Below are 19,379 nucleotides of genomic sequence, written 5' to 3' on the forward strand. Positions count from 1 at the left end.
TATGTCTAACATGTCTACTGTAGCAATCTTTGCTTGCCTAGTCAAAAGAAAAGCCGCCTTGGAGTGCTTCCAAAACGGCTGTTCTTTCCTCATTCATTTGTGAGATAACAAAAATATACTTTACTACTCAAAACGTCTCGTTTTGTTATAACGCTCACGATCTGACTTGTTCAAGTATTTCTTACGTAGTCGAACGGAATGAGGTGTTACTTCACATAATTCATCATCGTTCAAGTACTCAAGTGCTTCTTCCAACGTTAGGATACGAGGAGTTTTCATTTTAACTGTCTCATCCTTGTTAGCAGAGCGAACGTTGGTAGCATGCTTTTCTTTGATTACATTAACAGTCAGGTCGTTATCACGGCTATGCTCTCCAACAATCATACCCTCATACACATCAGTACCAGGATGGATAAACATAGTTCCACGATCTTCTACTGACATCAAACCATATGTGCTAGAGGTACCTGTATCATTTGAGATCAATACACCTGCACGGCGTCCACCTACGATACCAGGTACAACCGGGCGATAGCTATCAAAGGAGTGATTCAGGATACCGTATCCACGTGTAATGGTCATGAATTCTGTACGATAACCAATCAATCCGCGAGAAGGAATTAGGAATTCTAAACGAACTTGTCCAAACCCATTGTTAATCATGTTCACCATTTCAGCTTTACGTGCTCCCAATGTTTCCATAACAGGACCCGTGTGCTCTTCTGGAACGTCGATGATAAGACGCTCAGCTGGCTCCATTTTCACACCATCAATTTCACGAATGATTACTTCTGGTTTAGAAACACCTAGCTCGTAGCCTTCACGACGCATGTTTTCAACCAAAATAGACAAGTGCAACTCACCACGTCCAGAAACAACGAATGCGTCTGCTGAATCAGATTCATCAACACGTAACGATACGTCTGTTTCTAGCTCGGCCATTAAGCGATCCCGTAGTTTACGAGAAGTAACGTGCTTTCCTTCTTTACCAGCAAATGGACTATTGTTAACCAAGAAAGTCATTTGTAGTGTAGGTTCATCAATTTTCAAGAGTGGCAATGGATCTGGTTTATCAACGTTGCAAACCGTTTCCCCTACGTTAATATCTTCTAGACCGGCTACAGCAATAATATCACCGGCACGGGCTGTTTTTTGTTCAACGCGGTTCAAGCCTTGGAAACCAAATAGCTTTTGCACACGCATTCTCTTAATGCTACCATCACGTTTTACAACGGATACTTGGTCATTTAGATTGATAACACCACGATAAACGCGACCAATACCAATTCGACCTAGGAAGTCGTTATAATCAAGCATCGTTACTTGGAATTGTAACGGCTCCTCTTCATTTGCTTCTGGAGCTGGAATGCCTTCAATAATTGTATCAAATAATGGTTTTAAGTCTTCTGATAAGTTATCCGGCTCCTTACCAGCAATTCCTTGAATTCCAGAAGCATATACGATTGGGAAGTCCAATTGCTCTTCTGTTGCATCTAAATCAATAAATAGGTCATAAACCTCATTGATTACTTCTTGTGGACGAGCATTATCACGGTCGATCTTGTTCACAACAACGATCGGCGTTACATTTGCTTCTAATGCTTTGCGTAAAACGAAACGAGTTTGCGGCATGCAACCTTCAAAAGCATCAACAATCAACAAAACACCATCTACCATGCTCATGATACGTTCTACTTCGCCACCGAAATCGGCGTGACCAGGCGTATCCAGAATGTTAATGGTGTAATCCATATATTTTACAGATGTGGTTTTCGCTAAGATTGTAATTCCACGCTCACGTTCCAGATCGTTGGAATCCATCATACGCTCAGCCACATGTTGGTTGCTACGGAATGTACCGGACTGAATTAGAAGTTTGTCAACCAGTGTCGTTTTCCCGTGGTCAACGTGGGCAATAATTGCGATATTACGAATATCAAGGCGTTTCATAAGTTCCTCCTCGTCTTTGCATACACTCCATAATAACAGGTAATAGGTTCATTCACAATCTATAAAATGTGGAGAAATACCCGATTCCTGTCGAGAACTTTCGCTATTTCCTCCGCCATGCTTTGCCAATTCTTGACTGCACTCACATGTTAGACTGGAATAAATGACACCAATGCACGGAAGGAGGCAATGATATGCCCCACATCACTGATCCATTTGTCATAACGCCTACCTTATCATCCATTTGTTCAAGTTTATTACGGCTTGCCGATCAATTTGGTCTACTGCTGATCATTCACATCACGGAATGCCAGTCCCAGACCTTCTCTTGGAGCAACGGACTTGCTGATTCTGGGCAATCTTGCATGCATAGCGTTTTACACATCACCCTCTGGTCAACAAAAAAAGAGATGGGACAAGCCATCACCTTACACCTAACCGAATCTGCTGCGATTACTGCCTTTCATCAAGCGCGTAAAAACCTTACCTTACATGACAATAGGTGGAGAGTCTTTCAACAGTTTTGCCAACACGAAAAACAGCTTCCACCACCATCCACTCTGGAGCAATTGGGTGAATTTCGTGATTGGCATTTCCTTATCAGTAAAATGGGCTTGGAGCACAAACGGTTTTTTCAAGAAAAAATACCATATAAATTGCGTTCTCAAATCAAAATACAACAAGAGAAACAATGGCTCTGCCGTAGTGACGGTAGCTTTTATCAATCCCAATTTTGGAGAGTAACACTAGAAACTACATCTCAGTTTAACCCTCACACTAGGTTGATCCAATATCAAGATGGCGCTACCTTTTTTGAACATTGGCGTCCCGCTATGAACGAACTCATAACAAATTTGTATAAACAAATGGCCAATCGACTCTCCACGTCCCGTGAAAATCATGGACATCATCAGCAAATTGTAACCCCATCCTCAATGGAAGTCTCTAGTCCATTCTGGGTTGATACCGAGATCTTTGCAGGTCTTTTGCGACTTTATTTGCAACAGCCTTCTTATAGACGACAATGGTTACCAGCAACATCACGATTGCGACTTACTCATTTAGAAGGTCATAGTTGTTATCAACCCTTTCACTACATTGGCACCTTGTATCCCTCTGTCACATTACTAGGAGAATCTGTTATTGATATGAACGAACCAGAGGACTTAACAGGAGCTCATCTCCTTTATTCCTTACCAACGTTGCTATCCGGGGATGATTTCCCTTCCCCACTTCTTCACATTGATGAAAAAGTTCCTTCCCTTATATTGAGCGGTTATCACCATCTATATCACAGCAAACCGATGGACAGTTATTTTTTATTAGTACAAGACTGCTATAAGCTTCCCAGTTTACAACAGATGCCAACTGGATGGATTCATGGTCGAATTAACAAGATTTTTTCTTCCATTATTTGTGGATGGGGTGCGAATCGTACAGTTACCGAGCCACATTCCACACAATTTTGTGTTACGGCTCCCTCTTATCTGTTACTTGAGCTAGGATAAAAATGCACATTTTTTACCTACTCCATCTTACATTTTTTTGATCGTGAATGAAGTGGATTTTCCGTTACATTTGTTTAAAGATTCAGTAAAGGAGGGCTTTTCTTGAACAACTGCACATTCCCGCATGATGAAACTGCTACAGATGTATTGAGTGATTTCCAAACTAAACTACTAGCTGCTTTAGCCGCTTATTCCAGAGACTTAGCTGCTTTCCACTTTTATTTGGAAGAAGAACACTTACTTTCCCCTTTCGTTCACAAACAGTTACAATATCAGGGAGAGCTTCGCTTGATTTGGCAAGATGGAAGCACTTCCATACATGCTATCACTCCAACTTTATTACAGCAGCCAGAGTTGCCGATAACAAAATGGGCTCCTTACCGTGTTTTTCGGTCTGACAATCGATACCTGATTGCTCGCGATATGATTTATGAATCCCCTATTATATATGACCACTCTTTGGCAGAACATGTAATAAACAATTCATTACCCGATCCACCAAAGGGCTTTACAGCAACTATCTCTATGTATAAACGTACCTATGCTGATTCAAGGCATGTCCAAATTTCCGAGCAAGAAACCCGTTTATACTTCCAGCCTTCATTGGGCAACCCTTTTTCCTACGAATTCCGAAGACTACCTACCAAGGCCGCTTGGGAATATATGCAAACGGAAGCACACTGGTTTCATACCTTTAGCCTTTCGCATATGTCATTTTATACTCCAACAAAGCGTACCATTTGTTTACTAAGTCCAAGTGCCTTACAACGTTTGTTACTTCCTTGTTTTTTATCACAAGATTTTAAAATAGAGTATAAGAAGAAATCAGCTCCTTCGCCCAGACTAAAGGCTTGGTATGATCCGAGTCGTCAGTCTGGCGTAGGTACCCATCGTTTTGATCGCAAAGGTAGTCCCCTCTTTCGCTTTTCCCTAGATGAACCAAACTCCCTTCATCTGCTCCCTGACTTGCCAGAGCATGAGATAGCACTTGGTTTAGTAGCACAAGCAAAGAAACGGGTATACTTTCGTTCTTGGTTACTGAATCAGCCAGAAGTGTTGTTTATCCCTAAAGTAGACATACCTAATGATTATCATCCATTACAGACCGAGCAACTTTTTTGTCCGCAAGCCACTCTTTTTCGTTATGGTAAACCGGTCCTGCAAACTACTCTGCTCTTTCCCGTTTCGTGTTCTACACTATTTTCATCCAAAAATCTAATTTCCGTTTATAAAGCCCTTTGGGATGCTCCTGGACTGGCCTTTCCTGCTCTTTCCTTGGTGTTCACTTCCTAAGTAATTCGGTCGCCTTCTGTTAACACTACCTAATGGAGGTGGCCAACAAACATGAAAAAAATCCTGTATACAGCTTCATGTCTTTTACTGTTAACAGCGGTTACTGCTTGCGGAACTGCTCCAAAGCAAGGTACTCAAACCCAATCTTACAGAACAAATGGCTATGGAACATTAGGTACCGGTAACTACAATGGTTATGGAACATTTGGTACTGGTAACTACAACGGCTATGGAACATTAGGTACTGGTAACTACAATGGCTATGGAACATTTGGTACTGGTAACTACCATGGTTATGGAACATTTGGTACTGGTAATTACAATGGCTATGGAGGAACTTACCCTTATACGGGCTTTTACCAATCCTCAGACACTCGTATGCGTGGTTACGCAAACAATGGCCAACGTTACCATGGTATGTCTGCAAACCATGCTCATAATCGTGAGCTTGCCGATCGTATTACAGCATCTGCTAAGAAGGTTAAGGGCGTCCAATCAGCGACTACCGTCGTCCATGGAAATGAAGCTGTTGTTGGTATTGAGTTGAAAGATCATAAAAATTCATCTCATCGCCGTACGATTGAACGAGAGGTAAACGATGTAGTTGTTAAAGCAGCACCTCATCATCGCGTTTATGTCACATCTGACTCCAAGATGTTATCGCGTGTAAAAAGCATCGATGGCAACTATCGCTCGAACTTTTCTAACACTAGCACTAACATGACGACCGGTCCAAATACCGTAACGGGCAATTTATCTAACGTCGGTTCAGATTTTGGTGCGTTAGTTACTGATCTTGGACGTACAATAACTGCTCCATTTCGTTAAATAACAAAAACAGGGCAACGTTAACCGTCTGCCCTGTTTTTGTATAATAAAAAATGAGGCGCCTGCTACTAGCTGGACGCCTCTGCTTGTTTGTTCGATAATAATGGTTGTCTTATGCGTTAGTCGTTGCAGAAAGCTTCATTTCTGGTTCCACAACTTCTAATTCACCTAAACCACGAATTAGTTTTTTAGCAAAGACTTTCTCCGGTTTTAATACAGAAACCATGTAATCAATGGCAACCTGCGGATCCACTGTCTCCCCGCATGTGTAGCAATCCAAAGCGGCAAATCCGCGCTCTGGGTAGGTGTGGATGGAAAGATGACTTTCCGACAAAAGAACCAATACAGTTGCTCCCTGAGGTGCAAATTGTTTAGACTGTACACTTAGAACAGTCGCACCGCATGCTTCTGCTGCTTCTACCATTTGTTTCTTCAAGAAATCTGCATCATTTAGTAAATCAAATTGTACTCCCCATGTGTCAATGGCAACGTGTCTTCCGAAAGTAGAATATTCCATTCTTCCGGTTCCCCCTTCCTAGCATGTGTGATAATGAAACATCGCTAGGACCTGCGTCATTCACTAACGGGGGCGGGTCTTTGGTCCACCCTTTGAAGTGAATCCTGGTTCCTATCTAGTTTTTCCAACGAGATTTAAATTATCATGGTTCTGGGAAAAATACAATACTTTTTTAAAAATAAATTCTGCAAATATCAAATTTTTCCACAAATAAATCCAAAAAAATATCAAAAATTCTTGATCTACCAAGGCTTTCTGGATAATGTTAGTTAATCATTTTTATACAAAAAGTGGGCACCAGCAGTGCCCATTTTTTGATTACTTTTATGCTTCTAGTACAAACAAACGATGTGAAACGGCAGATAACTTTTGATCAATTATTGATACCGTGTCTGGTTTGTGTATCCCTACCCAATTGCGTAGGTCAAGAAGACGATCCGTCTCTTCGCGCAACTGTGTAATTTCTTGTTCACTAGACGTTTGTGCATATAAATGTTGCAATTCCTTGGCGTAGCTTGCGCCGTCCTGCTCAAAAATGACGGATTCCTCGGTGTCATTTACTTCTTCAATCTTTGTCACTGAACCTTCATCATAATGATAAATAATCGTGAAGTTTTCGTAAATTCGGTGCACAACAGCATGACCCTTAAAAGCTTTCATTGCTTTTCGCATCACGTTGGCAAGACTGATATCTTTGATTGTATAGGAACTGTCGCAAATAAAATGTTTTTCAAATTTTTGGAAGGCAAGATGTATTTCGGAACTACCATCTACAATGACGATGTCACGATCCCCATTTTCAAATATCTGTTCCATTAAGAGAACTCTTTCCTTTGCAAAGAGTTGAACAAATTGCTTTAATTCCTGCTCTGTCATGGTAAAAAAGGCGTTTGCGTAATTTGTAGCTAAACGCTGTGCCATACAAATCTCCCCAATTCATTGTTTTTCCAAAATACCAATCGGCTACGTATGTGTATCTGGTTGGTTGACTGGTAACACGGAAAAGGGAGCTAAGTATCCACAAAAGATCGCTGTAGAACCTGACCTTGCCGCCCCGTGAGTCTAAACTCAAAATGGGTAATGAAGGCGGATCACCTACTTTTATCTTTATACACTTCTCTACTCTTTATTATACACAAAAAAAAATAAAAATCCTGCCTAATAATCACAGGATTCCAAAGAAAATAGCGATTTAGAGAGTTTATAGACAATTACATGGAAAAACCTCCTATATTATCACTATCTCGCAGATTTATACAATTTATAGGACGGATACAGAAGAAGTCATCGCTTTTTTAATCACCATCAGCTCTTCTTCTGATAAATGGTAAACAGATGTCCCTTTTTCAAGGGGCTTAGCATACGTCCGTGATTCTTCTCGACCATAAATGCTTGTAATGACTACTCCGTTTTTTTGTTCATCTAAAAATGCCAAAGAAAAACTTAAATCACTTCCCATTTCTCCAAAGGCATTGTACCGATGCACTGCAACACTCCCTGCTTGTGTCGCCATTTTTTGGGATAAGCGATTCACTACAAATTGCTGATCGCTAAGCTTTCCTTCCCATGCATCCATATCAACGAGCAAGCGATTAACTGTTTCTTCTAGGTTGTCTCCCTCGCCTCGAACAAAGAAACGATCCATTCTTTTTCGTAACCGATTCATTTTAGTATGTAAGACGATAATATACACGAGGCTCAGCAGTATAAATCCGCATAATCCTAGAAGAACATACGGTGACTGAATCGCCAGTAAAACTTGCTGCATAGAAATACTTCCTTTCTCGACCAACTTCATATTTATCCATTTTACCGCCAAGCTATTAAGAGATCAATTACTTGAAACGGTTTCCAGTAAAAAAGTTACACATTTTATTGTGAGTAACAAGAAAAACGGCCTCTCTTCCTATCGAAGAAGCCGTTTTTCATATAAACTCTGTGTCTTGAAGGTTCATTCTCACCCTGCCCATTCCATCATGATTTCAGCTATACTTCCAGTAATAACATTTCCTTACGCAGCAATCTTAATTGTGCCTTTGAGCGTTGCACTTGCTCGTTATTTTTGCTTTGTATTGCATCGAATAGCGTCGCTAATTCATAATCAAGTTCTAGTCGTAATACAGGAATTCTTTCTTCGGCATCCCTTCTTTTCAGGGCAGCAATCACTTGGTCCATGGTCACATTACATGCTTTTTCATAGATCACTTTTTTCTCAGCTCCTTTAATCTTAACAATTCGTACGGCTTCCCCGTATCTGATGTTTTTTACTAGGATTTGATGTTCGTTAATGATTTTGACCACTGCATGCCCTTTTGCCTGTTCAATAAATTGATACAATATCATCGCTAGCCTAATGTCCCGAACAGCGTAGTGATATTCCTCAAGCTTGTATCGTTCTCCGTTTTTAGCTAAAACTAACTGATGCCCACCGCTATCTGCTGTAATATCCATTCGAATTGAATGAGTTGCTTCTTTAACTCTGACGGTTAATCCATTCTGATGAAGCGTATCCAATAAAGAAAGGAAAGTAGTTCGGTCAAACCAAACAATGATATTGCTGTACTCTAACTCGTTATAGGTTTTTTTCATACACTTCATCCCCCAAAAATATACTGAATAGTCAGATTATAAATAAGCCCTTGGGAATGGGTTGTATATCCTATTACTGTTCAGCTATTTTTGTGACACTCCCATTCAAGTTTTTTTGGCGTTTTTTTAAAGTAAAACCAGTGAGAGATGGCGTTTCCTACGTCTATTGGATACGAATAGGGATGCTGTTCTGTTACTTACTTACCCCGATTTTAGGTCATGAAACCAAACTAGTTACATTCTGGGAAAATCCCCGATAGTCTGCTTATTAGTGTGGTATGATATCATATGGAGAGAGATTCGCTTTCTTCACGGCTCTAGAGCCCTTTTTGCTTTTGTGAGAAAGGAAAGAGGCATTTACAAATCCATAGAACAAATCGTGTACTCATTTGAAAGGAGTTTACATATGAACACTTTTTCTGGCTTTCACTCCGAGGATTTTGCGGTTTTTTCCATTGAAGGATTAGACGAGAGAATGGAAGGAATCAAAGATCAAATTCGTCCCAAATTAACCTTTCTGGGAGAACATTTTGCTCCTCAGCTTGGACTAGCACTAGGAGATGAAATGTTTTATCATGTAGCAAAACATGCACGTCGTACAGTTAATCCACCTAAAGATACATGGGTAGCTTGGGCAAATGATAAACGTGGTTACAAAAAACATCCTCATTTCCAAATTGGACTGTGGGGCACTCATCTGTTTGTTTGGTATGCCCTTATTTATGAATCTCCGTTTAAACAAGAAATTGGGCATAACATGGAAAAGCATTTGAAAAAAATCATGTCACTTGTGCCAGGACACTTTCATTGGTCACCGGATCATATGCAACCACATAGTACTTCACAAAATGAGCTGGGTGAAGAAGGGCTATTGCATCTTATCCAGCGTCTGCAAACGGTAAAAAAAGCAGAAATTCTTTGCGGAATCACAATTGATAAGGATGATCCAATCCTACGAAACGGTGATTCACTTATTGCTCACTTAGAGGAAACATTCCAAGTCCTTACTCGTTTGTACATGCTAAATCGCCATGAATAGAAGTAATTACTAGTAAATAAAGATGCTTTCTACTATCTATATGCAAAAGAACAGGTCCTTTTTCATGTAATTGTAAAGAACCTGTTCTTCTTTTTAATAAAAAATTAATAACAGTGTCGTTGCTTGCCTTGGAACATTTTTTGCATATTTGTTTGAAATGCATTGACATCCCCCATCATTCGATCGAACAACTCCTGAACAGTAGGAACATCATGGATTAGGCCAACCACTTGTCCTGCCCAACCAAATCCATGCTCTGCATCCCCCTCATAGATAAACCGACGATTGTTCCAACCACTAATATATTCTCGCAAGCCTTCATATCCTACACCTTGTTTCTCTAGTTCGGAAATATACTCAGAGCCTTTTGTACGTACTACACGCGCAGGAGTGCCTAGTGAGCGTTTAATCACAGTGGTATCATGCTCAGTAGCCTGGATAAGCGCCTCCTTGTAGGCAGCATGTGCATGAATACACTCTTTCGTAGCTATAAACCTCGTCCCCATTTCCACACCTTCTGCCCCTAATGCAAGCGCTGCCAAAAGTCCTCGACCATCACCAATTCCTCCACTTGCAAGTACAGGGATATTAACCGAATCAACAACACGAGGAACGAGTACTAAGGTTCCAATATCATCTCGCCCTAAATGACCACCACCCTCCTGACCAACTGCCATCACTGCATCAGCCCCAGCAGCTTCCGCTTTTTGTGCTTGTCTAACTGTTGATACAAGCACCAAACGTTTCATGCCATGTCCATCCGTTCGGCGAATTAGAGGTTCTGGATTCCCTCCTGTAATACTGATAACACCAATACCTTCTTCTATAGCCACATCTAACATTTCTTCATATGGTCGGTCATGTTGTCCAATAGCAAAATTAACACCAACAGGCTTTGTGGTCAATGTGCGCACCTTTTGAATCTCAGTCCGCAAAGCATCTGGCGAAGAGAGTGACATAGCTGTTATCTGTCCTAGTCCACCTGCCTCGGATACTGCGGCTGCTAATTCGGCATACGCCAGATGTGCTAATCCTCCTTGTACGATGGGGTACGTTATAGTAAGTAACGAGGTAATTCTGGTCTCCATTCCTAATTCCCTCCTTTCCTTTATTCTTAAACTTTCTGCTTAAAAAGGGATAAATCCTGCCACCATAGGGTTTATGCAAAAAAAATACTTGCTTTCCCCCCCTAATTTGCTATACTCAATTTTGTTGTTTTTCAAACAATTATAAAATAAAGTGAGGCGATACGATAATGAAACAGGATAAGACCCCCTTGTTTAGCGGATTGGTGGCACATGCAGAGAGGAATCCCATTCAATTTCATATTCCAGGCCACAAAAAAGGAACGGGAATGAATCCTACGTTCCGAGAATTCATTGGAGAGAACGCGTTATCGATTGATTTAATCAATATCGCCCCACTAGATGACTTACACCATCCAAAAGCAATGATTAAAGAGGCACAGGATTTGGCAGCAGAAGCCTTTGGTGCCGATCATACCTTTTTCTCTGTTCAAGGGACAAGCGGAGCTATCATGGCAATGATCATGGCGACTTGCAACCCTGGAGACAAGATTATTTTGCCTCGAAATGTGCATAAGTCTGTGACAGCTGCCATTATTTTTGCCGGTGCCATTCCAGTATTTATACATCCAATCATGGATGAACAGCTAGGGATTGCTCATGGCATTACGCCAAAAGCAGTCCGAAAAGCATTAACTGCACATCCTGATGCAGCTGCCTTATTGGTAATAAATCCTACTTACTTTGGAATTGCAGGGGATTTACAACAAATCGTAGAAATAGCCCATGAGTATAATATCCCTGTTCTAGTAGATGAGGCTCACGGTGTTCATATACATTTTCATGAAGATATGCCATTATCCGCTATGCAGGCAGGCGCAGACATGGCTGCTACCAGCGTTCACAAGCTAGGAGGCTCTCTTACCCAAAGCTCTATTTTAAACGTAAGAGAAGGGCTTGTAGACGTCGACAGAGTGAAAACCATTCTGAGCATGCTAACAACAACCTCCACTTCTTACATTTTGCTGGCTTCTTTAGATATGGCTAGACAACACTTAGCCATACACGGAAAACAAATGATAGAAAGTTCTATTCGTATGGCTAGCGCCGCTAGAGATGCCATTAACAAAATTCCTCGACTACGTTGTGTAGGGAAAGAAATATTAGGAATGCCGGCTGAGTACGCAATGGACCCAACTAAATTGCTCATTCATGTACGTAATCTCGGTATTACTGGCTGGGAAGTCGAGAATTGGTTACGCGAAAAATATAATATTGAAGTTGAGATGAGCGATCTCTACAACATTCTTTGCTTTGTGACAGCTGGAGATACAGAAGAAACCATTGGTACACTAGTAGCTGCCTTACAGCATTTAGCTGTTGAATTTGCTCATGCCCAACCAAGTGATTTAGTTGAAATTTCACTTCCTGAAATTCCAGTGATCTCTCTTTCTCCACGTGATGCTTTTTATTCTGAAACAGAAATTGTCCCTCTGGAGCATGCAGAAGGTCGGATTATTACGGAATTTATCATGGTGTATCCTCCTGGGATTCCAATTTTATTCCCAGGCGAGGTTATCACAGCTGATAACATTCATTACATCAAAGAAAACCTCCGTGTAGGTCTGCCTGTACAGGGTCCTGAAGATGAAACCATTCAAACCATCAAGGTTGTCAAACGCCAAGCGGCAATACATGAATAACACATAAAAAGGTCCTCTCCTTGCCATTATGGACAAGGAGGGGATTTTTTTGGCCCTCTTCTAATAAACTTCGAAACTTTTCTAGACTCTATGACGTATAGTAAATAGATAGAACATACATAAGATATGCCCTACGTCGCCTGAGAAAAGGAGAATGACATGAACACTACTACCACATCCACCACCACGAATCCCTATTCCTACCTTCTATGGATTGGGTATCTTATCCTTGCTATTGGCGGCTCTGCCTTATATGGAGCTAGTCTCAGCTTACATTTTGATCATTGGTCATTTGATCTCGGTGCGTACTGGGTCATTATATCCGCTAGTTGTAGCTGGATTCTTTTATTCGGAACCACTTATCTAATCGGTTATAAGAAAATCAGTCTACGTTGGCTGATCCAAATTAGTTTGGAAACTGTCGTATACGGTGTTACTGTACTACTTGCTGCCTCTTTAGTTAACCTAATTGCAAGAGGATTACAATTCCCAAGCTTACTGATGGTGACTCCCAATATCTTACTCGTCCTCTTCTCCAACATTTTAATGGCCAATCATTATATTGGCGAAATGAAAACGCAGCATTTTTCTCCGCCACTATCCCTTCTATTGTGGCTAACTCTGTTAGATGGGTTCGGCATTTTCTTTCTATACTTTTTCGGTAAAATGTTTTAATTAATAAATAACGGTTCACTGATTAGATAAAAAGGCTGATAGGATATTACATCCTACCAGCCTTTTTGTTTAGTATTAGTCCTCATCGTCATCATCGTCATCGTCGTCATCTGAACCAAGTACAGATGTATATAGACCTTCATCATCACGGTCATCCACCCATACTAAACGATTGCCACCAATTGCGATCTCAGAAGGATCAGCCTCACTAACAAATGGAGATCTGAAACGTTGTCTATCCATGTCATACATGACATATTTATCTACTTCGTCTCCACCTTTTTCTACTTCAGTCTCATAGAAAATGATATTATTTGATACGATTGGATTCTCTTGATCGCCTTCTTCTTCATACAGAAGATCAGTACGATTCATCTTGAAGGAATACACGAAAATGTCCTTGTCTTTTGTATCACTATTGTAAGCAGACCAAGCTGCAAATCTGTCACCAAGACCGATACCTTTTGCATTTTCCACTTCTTCCTTCATAATACGGCCGCCATCTTCATAATCGTAAATGACAATATCTTGGTACTTATCGTCGTCTCCATCAATCAAAGCTACAGCCTGATTATTGATAGCTACACTGCGAATGCCACCTTTGGAGTCATGCAGTTCAGAAGTTTTATTCTTTTTCAAGTTTGTCAGGTTAACAGTATTCGAACGTTTTCCACCACTTACCCAAACAAAATGGTCTTTATAAATTGCATACAAGCCCTCTACTATGTCCGTTTTCTTTGTAGTAATCTTCGTTGATTCACCTGTTTCGATATCGTAGGCCACTAATACCTTATCGTCATTATCGTAGTAAACCACATAAGAATCACTTACCACTGGATGCTCAGCTTCATGCTTTTCTGGGGAGATTGTAATCGTTTTGCGATTTTTTGCATCATACAGCATTACGCGAGACTCTTTTTTGCCTTCCTTCACAAAAGCCACATAGTTTTTGCTAGCTGCTGGAGAGGATACATTTTTTAAATTTTCGCCCTTGCCCAGCGTTTTGCTCTTCTCTTTTTTCGTATCAAATAATTTCAATGTCAAATTATTGGTTTTACCAGAAGCATATAGCACATAACGCCCGCTCATCACAGGAGGCATTTTATGATTGAAATCATTATTGACTTTAATCAAATCATCTTTGTTTGTATCTAGGTAATACAATGTGCTGCCCGATCCATATAACAGGTAACGTCCGTTAAAATCAAACAGCTCTTCAGTTCCTTTTTCATGAGTTAACACTTTGCTTTTACTGCTCTCTACTTGCGTTTTTTCAATATTTCCGGTTGATTTGTTTAAGAAAGCAATGTCATCATCAGAAATGACGGGATTTGTTGGTTTAGATTTTCCCCAGTACGTTAGGTTCTCTTTGGAAGAACCCAATTGATTTTGATACAGTTCGGATCTTCCATTACGTTCATCTTGCCAAACCACTTGGTCATCATAAACGGAAGGATGGCTTGCTTTTCCACCTGTAGATATGCGATATTCTTTGTCACTTCCTACTTCAATCGCATAAATATTTGTTCCACCATCACGCTTGTCTTTCCAAACTACAACATTGTCCTTAAAAACTATTTCTTCTGGATCAGTTACTCTTGCATCTTGGTTTGTAAGAACACGTTCTTTATCTTTTTTTAGATCGTACGCATATAGTTCATATCCATTTTTTTCCTGTTGAGCCCACACTATTGTATTTCTATCAATACGCGGAGCTACCTTCTTAGAACTATTGCTAGAAATTTTCTTTTTGATACTTTCATCATCCACATCATAAACCACGATGGAATAATTCTTCCCAGATTCTTCTACCCATACAGCATAATCTCCATCAAAATCCATACCATAGGGAGCAGCTGCAGTATCGCCATTCACTGAAAGCTTTTCCTCATCATAATTAGAAGCGAAAGCTGGATTCACACTGCTAACCAATGTCGTTGCCATGGCAAAAACAGCTATCCATCGCTGAAAGCTTTTCTTCCTCATTTTGTAACTCCTCTCGACAAAATATTTCCAATATCTTTATCCTTCTTATTATTTATCATTTAAATGTAGAAGTAAATAAAAATATTTGACAGGAAATGAAAAAGCAAAAAACACACTCAAAAAGAGTGTGCTACATAATCAATGGAATAGATATATTCAAAAAAATACATCTTCAAAACCTATTCGTGTTCATTATCATGCTGATGGCACGGGCAATCACATAAACCATAAAGCGTTTTCACCTGTGGTGATTCCAAATGATCAATGATGTCTCCGCATTTCTGACAAACGATTGTCGTCATGATAAGCCCCCTATGGAATAAATGTACTTGCAAATGAATCGAATTATTATGTCACATTAGTTTTATAAATGTGTTACATTAATCTTAATACGTCATACTTTAACTGTCAATAGGCTAATAAACGTAACTGTTTGGTCCGTTTTTTATTGCTATAATCTCAAATCAATTATTAATCGAATCATTAGTATGTCACATTAACTTTAAATCATTTAATAAAGCCAAAACAACAGCCCCCTTCATTGCGAAGGGGGCTGTCATATTCCAACTATCTACTGTATCTAGGCTAGTATTGATCCTGAAAAGGCATGGACGGTAAGTTATCACGAAAGAATTGAGAGAGCTCATTTGCTTGGGTCAGACAAGTCAATTTAAAGATTTGTTGCAGATGTTTTGGATTCATGGTGTCTTCTGAACTTAGTAGCGTTGATTGCCCTGTCTGCATACATACCACCAGTGGTTTCCCGAAAAAACGATGTGTATACACGATTCCAAAATCATAGCGAGTTGTGTCGGTTGCAAAGCCTAGAAAACGAACTTTAGCATCTTCGTTCACGTCATACAACAATTCCATTGCTTCCATCGCGATACCCTCCCATCTTGTATGATCTTTTATCTCCTCATCTATCTATCTTTACCTAGTTATAAGCCCAACGATGGCTTTATTAGAATATGAGATGGAGATAAAAAAGTTCCTTTCGATCAAGCCCATTCCTTACATTTGAAAAAGTTGCACATTCAAATGTAACCTTTTTTAAATAATTTGAAACTTTTACCTTTTATTTCCGTACTTATTACAGAGGATATTCAACCGGCAGAGCTTTGATTCTCAGGAAAACGCTCTTCGCCTTCCTGGATCCATCTCACCTTATCTGCTCCGTGCAATGTCTGAGCAAGGAATGATATACATTCAAAAAACAGTTCTACTACTACAACAGAGTAACGTTCTTTCAATTTTTCCAAAGCCTCTGTCAAGCGGAAGAGACTAGGCGTATTTTTCCTACTTTTTTCAATAACCTGACGACCTGCGCCTGTAGGATACACATGAACAACCCTTCCATCAATATCGGATTTCTCAATGCTTACTAATTGTTTTTCCATCAGCTTTTTTATATGAATAACAATAGATGAGGGATGCCAAAACGTCCAATCAGCAATCTGTGTAACACGTACTCCTTCGTAGCAGCAAATGATCCACAAAATATTTAATTGTACAGATGAGTCCAAATTCGCTGCCTTTGCAGCTCTTTCCCAATCGTCTTTGTTCACAACATTGATTGCTCGTAATGTATTTAACGCTTCATGCACCTGTCGTACCGCTGTATCCTTCATTTTCCCATTCCCCCAACTGATTTTTGTCTCTCTACAAGTATAAATTTTCATCATTGTACTATTTTCAGAAAATATAATCAATTGCTTTCCGTTTTTTGTGTCCGCTTGCAGAAGCCTAAACTGTAATGCTACACTTAAAGTAGAAAAAATCCGTACTTTTGATATGGGAGTGAACTGATTCGTGAATATGCAATCCGCCTATGTATATCTAGTAGATGGTTCCATCGCCTCCACGGTTACTCTTGATGATGTCAAAACATTTTTACAAAAATATCAAGATAAAACCAGTAAAACAGGCCAACAATTGGATTGGAGTTATACAGATGCCTCCTTTCCCTATCATATCGAAGAACCAGCGGAAGGAAAAGACACATTTTTCATTTTAAAGGGTAAAGATCAGAATCTTTATAAATATGTGATCATTGGCGTAGGCACACATCTAAAAGACGATCAGGAGCGCGCTTTCATTCAGGTTAGTATTCCCGACACGGCAACTCAAAACGATAAAAGTAAAGGCAACGAATACTGTCGCTATTTGGCCCGTGAACTAAAAGGAGAGCTTCATCTATTCAACGGAAGAATTCAATATTTTCAGCCACGCAAGCCTTAAATTTGTATTTTTTTAGCGTTTTGTACATTTGTCCAAGCAAAATGGCACCCCCCCAATATGATACATAGTGGAGGTGCTTATATCATTATAAGTGCCTTCTTTGACTCCAACATTCAGTCTAAAGGAGGTGCTTTTTTATGGAACGCTCTGATTTCATTTCGCTTGTAAGTGCACCAGCTCAGCTTGCCTTTGAAAAGTATCATATTTACGCCTCCATAACCATTGCTCAAGCTATTTTAGAATCTGGATTTGGTAACTCCATCCCAAGAGATCCTGCTACAGGTCGGATATCCTACAACATTTTTGGAATAAAAGGGGTAGGACCAGCAGGCTCTGTACATGTAGAAACAAAAGAATATCTTCAAGGTACATGGGTGACGAAAACACAAGAATTCAAAGCCTATAACAGCTTTCTTGAATCCATTGAAGATCATTCACAAATCTTGTTAACCCCTCGTTATAAAACGGTTATTCAAGCGACTACCCCTTTTCAAGCAGCCCAACATCTAAAACTAGCCGGCTACGCTACCGATCCAGAATATGCGGAAAAGCTACAAAAATTAATCGAAGCCTACAACCTAACCCAGTATGATCAAAAAAAGGCCCCATCCGAGGAATTTGTAGCCACTTGGAAGCTAGAAGTAGGTAGGCGTGCCCTAGCAGAGGGAATCATCACGTCCCCTGAATGGTTAAATGACTTAGATAAACCTATGCCTGTCTGGGCTGTATTAGCAGTAGCGTTACGTGTATATGACAAATGTCGTGAAGGTAAATAGAATAGATGCGTGATGAAAAAACAAAAGACAGGTTCCCTAATCGGGTCCTGTCTTTCCTATAGGTGTTACGAAAGTATTTCGGATCTGGTTAGCGAATAGAATCTTCCGTCTACCATACGTATGCCGAGATCGACACAATATTTGCACCCTTCCATTACTCCGTAGAGAATCCAATTGCTTGCTCGGTAATTAATATCATAATCTGTGTAGCTGTCTAGCCCGTCATTTTTAATTTCAATCCGGTACGTTACATCATACAGACGCAGAACTAACGGCAACTCATGGAATGGAATGGAAAATTCTTGCTCAATCTCTTGCTGGTATTCCTCCGTCACAAGCCAAGAGGCTAAAATGGATTGGGAGTCTTTCCATGCAATACGTATACTCGGGCCGTCTGTATCTGTTGATGACCGCGTGGCTTTTGTCTTCATTCGCTTTCATCTTTCCTTTCTTACATTACATAATAGAAATTACTTCTAACTATTATATCATCAGGTAGCTAATTTTGAAAACGGTGGAAGAGCATTTTATTTCCCTACTGTAAAGGAATTTTCTCCTACAACGATCATGTTTGCATCTTTTTCTTTTTTCATTGTCAATTGTACTTTATACGTACCGTTCTTTTTTAACTTGGTGGATACAAAGGGTTGGGAGAAAAAGAATCCACCATCGCGAACAGAGTAGGATTTCTCCTTGCTGCTATCCACCACATTGCCATCTGGACCGATAATATTTACTTTAACACTCATATCTTTAGCATCAACGACATTATCTACTTCTACATACACTCCGAAGTTACGTGGAATGTTCTTTTCCAGAAAACCTGTTACCGGATTAGTCAGCACGATATCATTGTTTTTATTTTGCTGAACTCCTTCTAACACCATAATATTCACGTTCGGCTTATCGATGAACAATTTGCCTGTCTCTCTATCATAAGTAGCAAAGCCACCAAGGCTATTAATTAATTCTTGTGTCGCATCAAGTGTTGAAGCCGTAATTTCTATTTTGGTATTGCGCTCACCATTGAAATATGTACGTATGCTTGTATCTCCCCATGCAGTCGTTGCTGTAGCTACAACGATGATAGTTGCAAAGCCTGCTACCCATTTCTTTTTCATCTAAATTCCTCCATCAATCATAATATATAGAAAGCCGAAGCTGTACTTGTATGCTTTCACATCAAAAGGATATTTGTTCCTTTTTGTTTTCTCTATATCTTAGACGCACCATACCTTAAATAGTTGTG

At 40.0% G+C, this 19,379-nt stretch carries 20 protein-coding genes; 8 read left to right on the forward strand and 12 right to left on the reverse strand.

Translation table 11 applies throughout. The annotated features are described in order from the left end of the window. Positions 1–123: 123 nt before the first annotated feature. Complete coding sequence (gene typA / locus ACQV1I_RS18330; RefSeq protein WP_018673358.1) at positions 124–1,950, reverse strand: translational GTPase TypA; 1,827 nt, start codon at positions 1,948–1,950, stop codon at positions 124–126. Positions 1,951–2,144: 194 nt separating this feature from the next. Between typA and ACQV1I_RS18335 the strand changes: the two genes are divergently transcribed. From ACQV1I_RS18335 to ACQV1I_RS18345, 3 genes are all read left to right on the forward strand, one after another. Next, complete coding sequence (locus tag ACQV1I_RS18335; RefSeq protein ID WP_116333455.1) at positions 2,145–3,458, forward strand: hypothetical protein; 1,314 nt, start codon at positions 2,145–2,147, stop codon at positions 3,456–3,458. Between the two features lie 102 nt (positions 3,459–3,560). Then, the gene (locus tag ACQV1I_RS18340) at positions 3,561–4,751 is read left to right on the forward strand and encodes a hypothetical protein (protein ID WP_116333456.1); all 1,191 of its coding nucleotides are present in this window, start codon (positions 3,561–3,563) and stop codon (positions 4,749–4,751) included. A 51-nt stretch (positions 4,752–4,802) separates the two neighbouring features. Next, the gene (locus ACQV1I_RS18345) at positions 4,803–5,579 is read left to right on the forward strand and encodes a YhcN/YlaJ family sporulation lipoprotein (protein ID WP_094699564.1); all 777 of its coding nucleotides are present in this window, start codon (positions 4,803–4,805) and stop codon (positions 5,577–5,579) included. Between the two features lie 112 nt (positions 5,580–5,691). Here the strand turns inward: ACQV1I_RS18345 and speD are convergent, their stop codons facing one another. From speD to ACQV1I_RS18365, 4 genes are all read right to left on the reverse strand, one after another. Continuing rightward, complete coding sequence (speD, locus tag ACQV1I_RS18350) at positions 5,692–6,096, reverse strand: adenosylmethionine decarboxylase (RefSeq protein WP_003336632.1); 405 nt, start codon at positions 6,094–6,096, stop codon at positions 5,692–5,694. A gap of 324 nt (positions 6,097–6,420) precedes the next feature. Further along, the gene (locus ACQV1I_RS18355; protein WP_018673362.1) at positions 6,421–7,017 is read right to left on the reverse strand and encodes a hypothetical protein; all 597 of its coding nucleotides are present in this window, start codon (positions 7,015–7,017) and stop codon (positions 6,421–6,423) included. Positions 7,018–7,357: 340 nt separating this feature from the next. After that, positions 7,358–7,864, reverse strand: a complete 507-nt coding sequence (locus tag ACQV1I_RS18360) for a DUF4446 family protein (RefSeq protein ID WP_116333457.1) — start codon at positions 7,862–7,864, stop codon at positions 7,358–7,360. 218 nt (positions 7,865–8,082) lie between these two features. Next, a complete protein-coding gene (locus ACQV1I_RS18365) occupies positions 8,083–8,685 on the reverse strand; it encodes a hypothetical protein (protein WP_094699566.1) in 603 nt (200 codons plus the stop codon). 406 nt (positions 8,686–9,091) lie between these two features. On the opposite strand from ACQV1I_RS18365, the gene ACQV1I_RS18370 reads away from it, so the two are divergent. Then, positions 9,092–9,724: a YktB family protein gene (locus tag ACQV1I_RS18370; protein ID WP_018673365.1), complete on the forward strand. Its 633-nt coding sequence runs from the start codon at positions 9,092–9,094 to the stop codon at positions 9,722–9,724. Positions 9,725–9,828: 104 nt separating this feature from the next. Here ACQV1I_RS18370 and ACQV1I_RS18375 read toward each other — a convergent pair whose 3' ends face one another. Then, the gene (locus tag ACQV1I_RS18375) at positions 9,829–10,812 is read right to left on the reverse strand and encodes an NAD(P)H-dependent flavin oxidoreductase (protein WP_116333458.1); all 984 of its coding nucleotides are present in this window, start codon (positions 10,810–10,812) and stop codon (positions 9,829–9,831) included. A gap of 167 nt (positions 10,813–10,979) precedes the next feature. On the opposite strand from ACQV1I_RS18375, the gene ACQV1I_RS18380 reads away from it, so the two are divergent. Continuing rightward, positions 10,980–12,452, forward strand: coding sequence for an aminotransferase class I/II-fold pyridoxal phosphate-dependent enzyme (locus ACQV1I_RS18380; protein WP_094699569.1), 1,473 nt, complete (start codon positions 10,980–10,982; stop codon positions 12,450–12,452). A 159-nt stretch (positions 12,453–12,611) separates the two neighbouring features. Further along, positions 12,612–13,127, forward strand: coding sequence for a hypothetical protein (locus ACQV1I_RS18385; protein WP_018673368.1), 516 nt, complete (start codon positions 12,612–12,614; stop codon positions 13,125–13,127). Positions 13,128–13,202: 75 nt separating this feature from the next. On the opposite strand, the gene ACQV1I_RS18390 is transcribed toward ACQV1I_RS18385, so the two are convergent. The 4 genes from ACQV1I_RS18390 to ACQV1I_RS18405 form a co-directional block, all read right to left on the reverse strand. Next, entirely contained in the window at positions 13,203–15,113 is a 1,911-nt protein-coding gene (locus tag ACQV1I_RS18390) for a hypothetical protein (protein WP_116333459.1), read from the reverse strand. A 179-nt stretch (positions 15,114–15,292) separates the two neighbouring features. After that, the gene (locus tag ACQV1I_RS18395) at positions 15,293–15,415 is read right to left on the reverse strand and encodes a GapA-binding peptide SR1P (protein ID WP_094699572.1); all 123 of its coding nucleotides are present in this window, start codon (positions 15,413–15,415) and stop codon (positions 15,293–15,295) included. Between the two features lie 283 nt (positions 15,416–15,698). Then, positions 15,699–15,995 (reverse strand): DUF3055 domain-containing protein, encoded by a 297-nt coding sequence (locus ACQV1I_RS18400; RefSeq protein ID WP_018673370.1) that lies wholly within the window; start codon positions 15,993–15,995, stop codon positions 15,699–15,701. A 224-nt stretch (positions 15,996–16,219) separates the two neighbouring features. Then, on the reverse strand, positions 16,220–16,744 hold the full coding sequence (locus ACQV1I_RS18405) for a MarR family winged helix-turn-helix transcriptional regulator (protein WP_018673371.1): 525 nt from the start codon (positions 16,742–16,744) through the stop codon (positions 16,220–16,222). 181 nt (positions 16,745–16,925) lie between these two features. Here ACQV1I_RS18405 and ACQV1I_RS18410 point away from each other — a divergent pair, with 181 nt between their 5' ends. Then, positions 16,926–17,354 carry a DUF1885 family protein gene (locus ACQV1I_RS18410; RefSeq protein ID WP_018673372.1) on the forward strand — a complete coding sequence of 143 codons (429 nt, stop codon included), beginning with the start codon at positions 16,926–16,928 and terminating at the stop codon, positions 17,352–17,354. A gap of 137 nt (positions 17,355–17,491) precedes the next feature. Beyond that, positions 17,492–18,130, forward strand: coding sequence for a glycoside hydrolase family 73 protein (locus ACQV1I_RS18415; RefSeq protein ID WP_094699573.1), 639 nt, complete (start codon positions 17,492–17,494; stop codon positions 18,128–18,130). 65 nt (positions 18,131–18,195) lie between these two features. Here ACQV1I_RS18415 and ACQV1I_RS18420 read toward each other — a convergent pair whose 3' ends face one another. Then, positions 18,196–18,561 (reverse strand): DUF4912 domain-containing protein, encoded by a 366-nt coding sequence (locus ACQV1I_RS18420; protein ID WP_018673374.1) that lies wholly within the window; start codon positions 18,559–18,561, stop codon positions 18,196–18,198. A gap of 96 nt (positions 18,562–18,657) precedes the next feature. Then, positions 18,658–19,251: a hypothetical protein gene (locus ACQV1I_RS18425; protein WP_094699574.1), complete on the reverse strand. Its 594-nt coding sequence runs from the start codon at positions 19,249–19,251 to the stop codon at positions 18,658–18,660. Between the last annotated feature and the right edge of the window lie 128 nt (positions 19,252–19,379).

It is taken from the genome of Brevibacillus sp. JB24b (assembly GCF_051713385.1).
Lineage (GTDB): Bacteria > Bacillota > Bacilli > Brevibacillales > Brevibacillaceae > Brevibacillus_B > Brevibacillus_B laterosporus.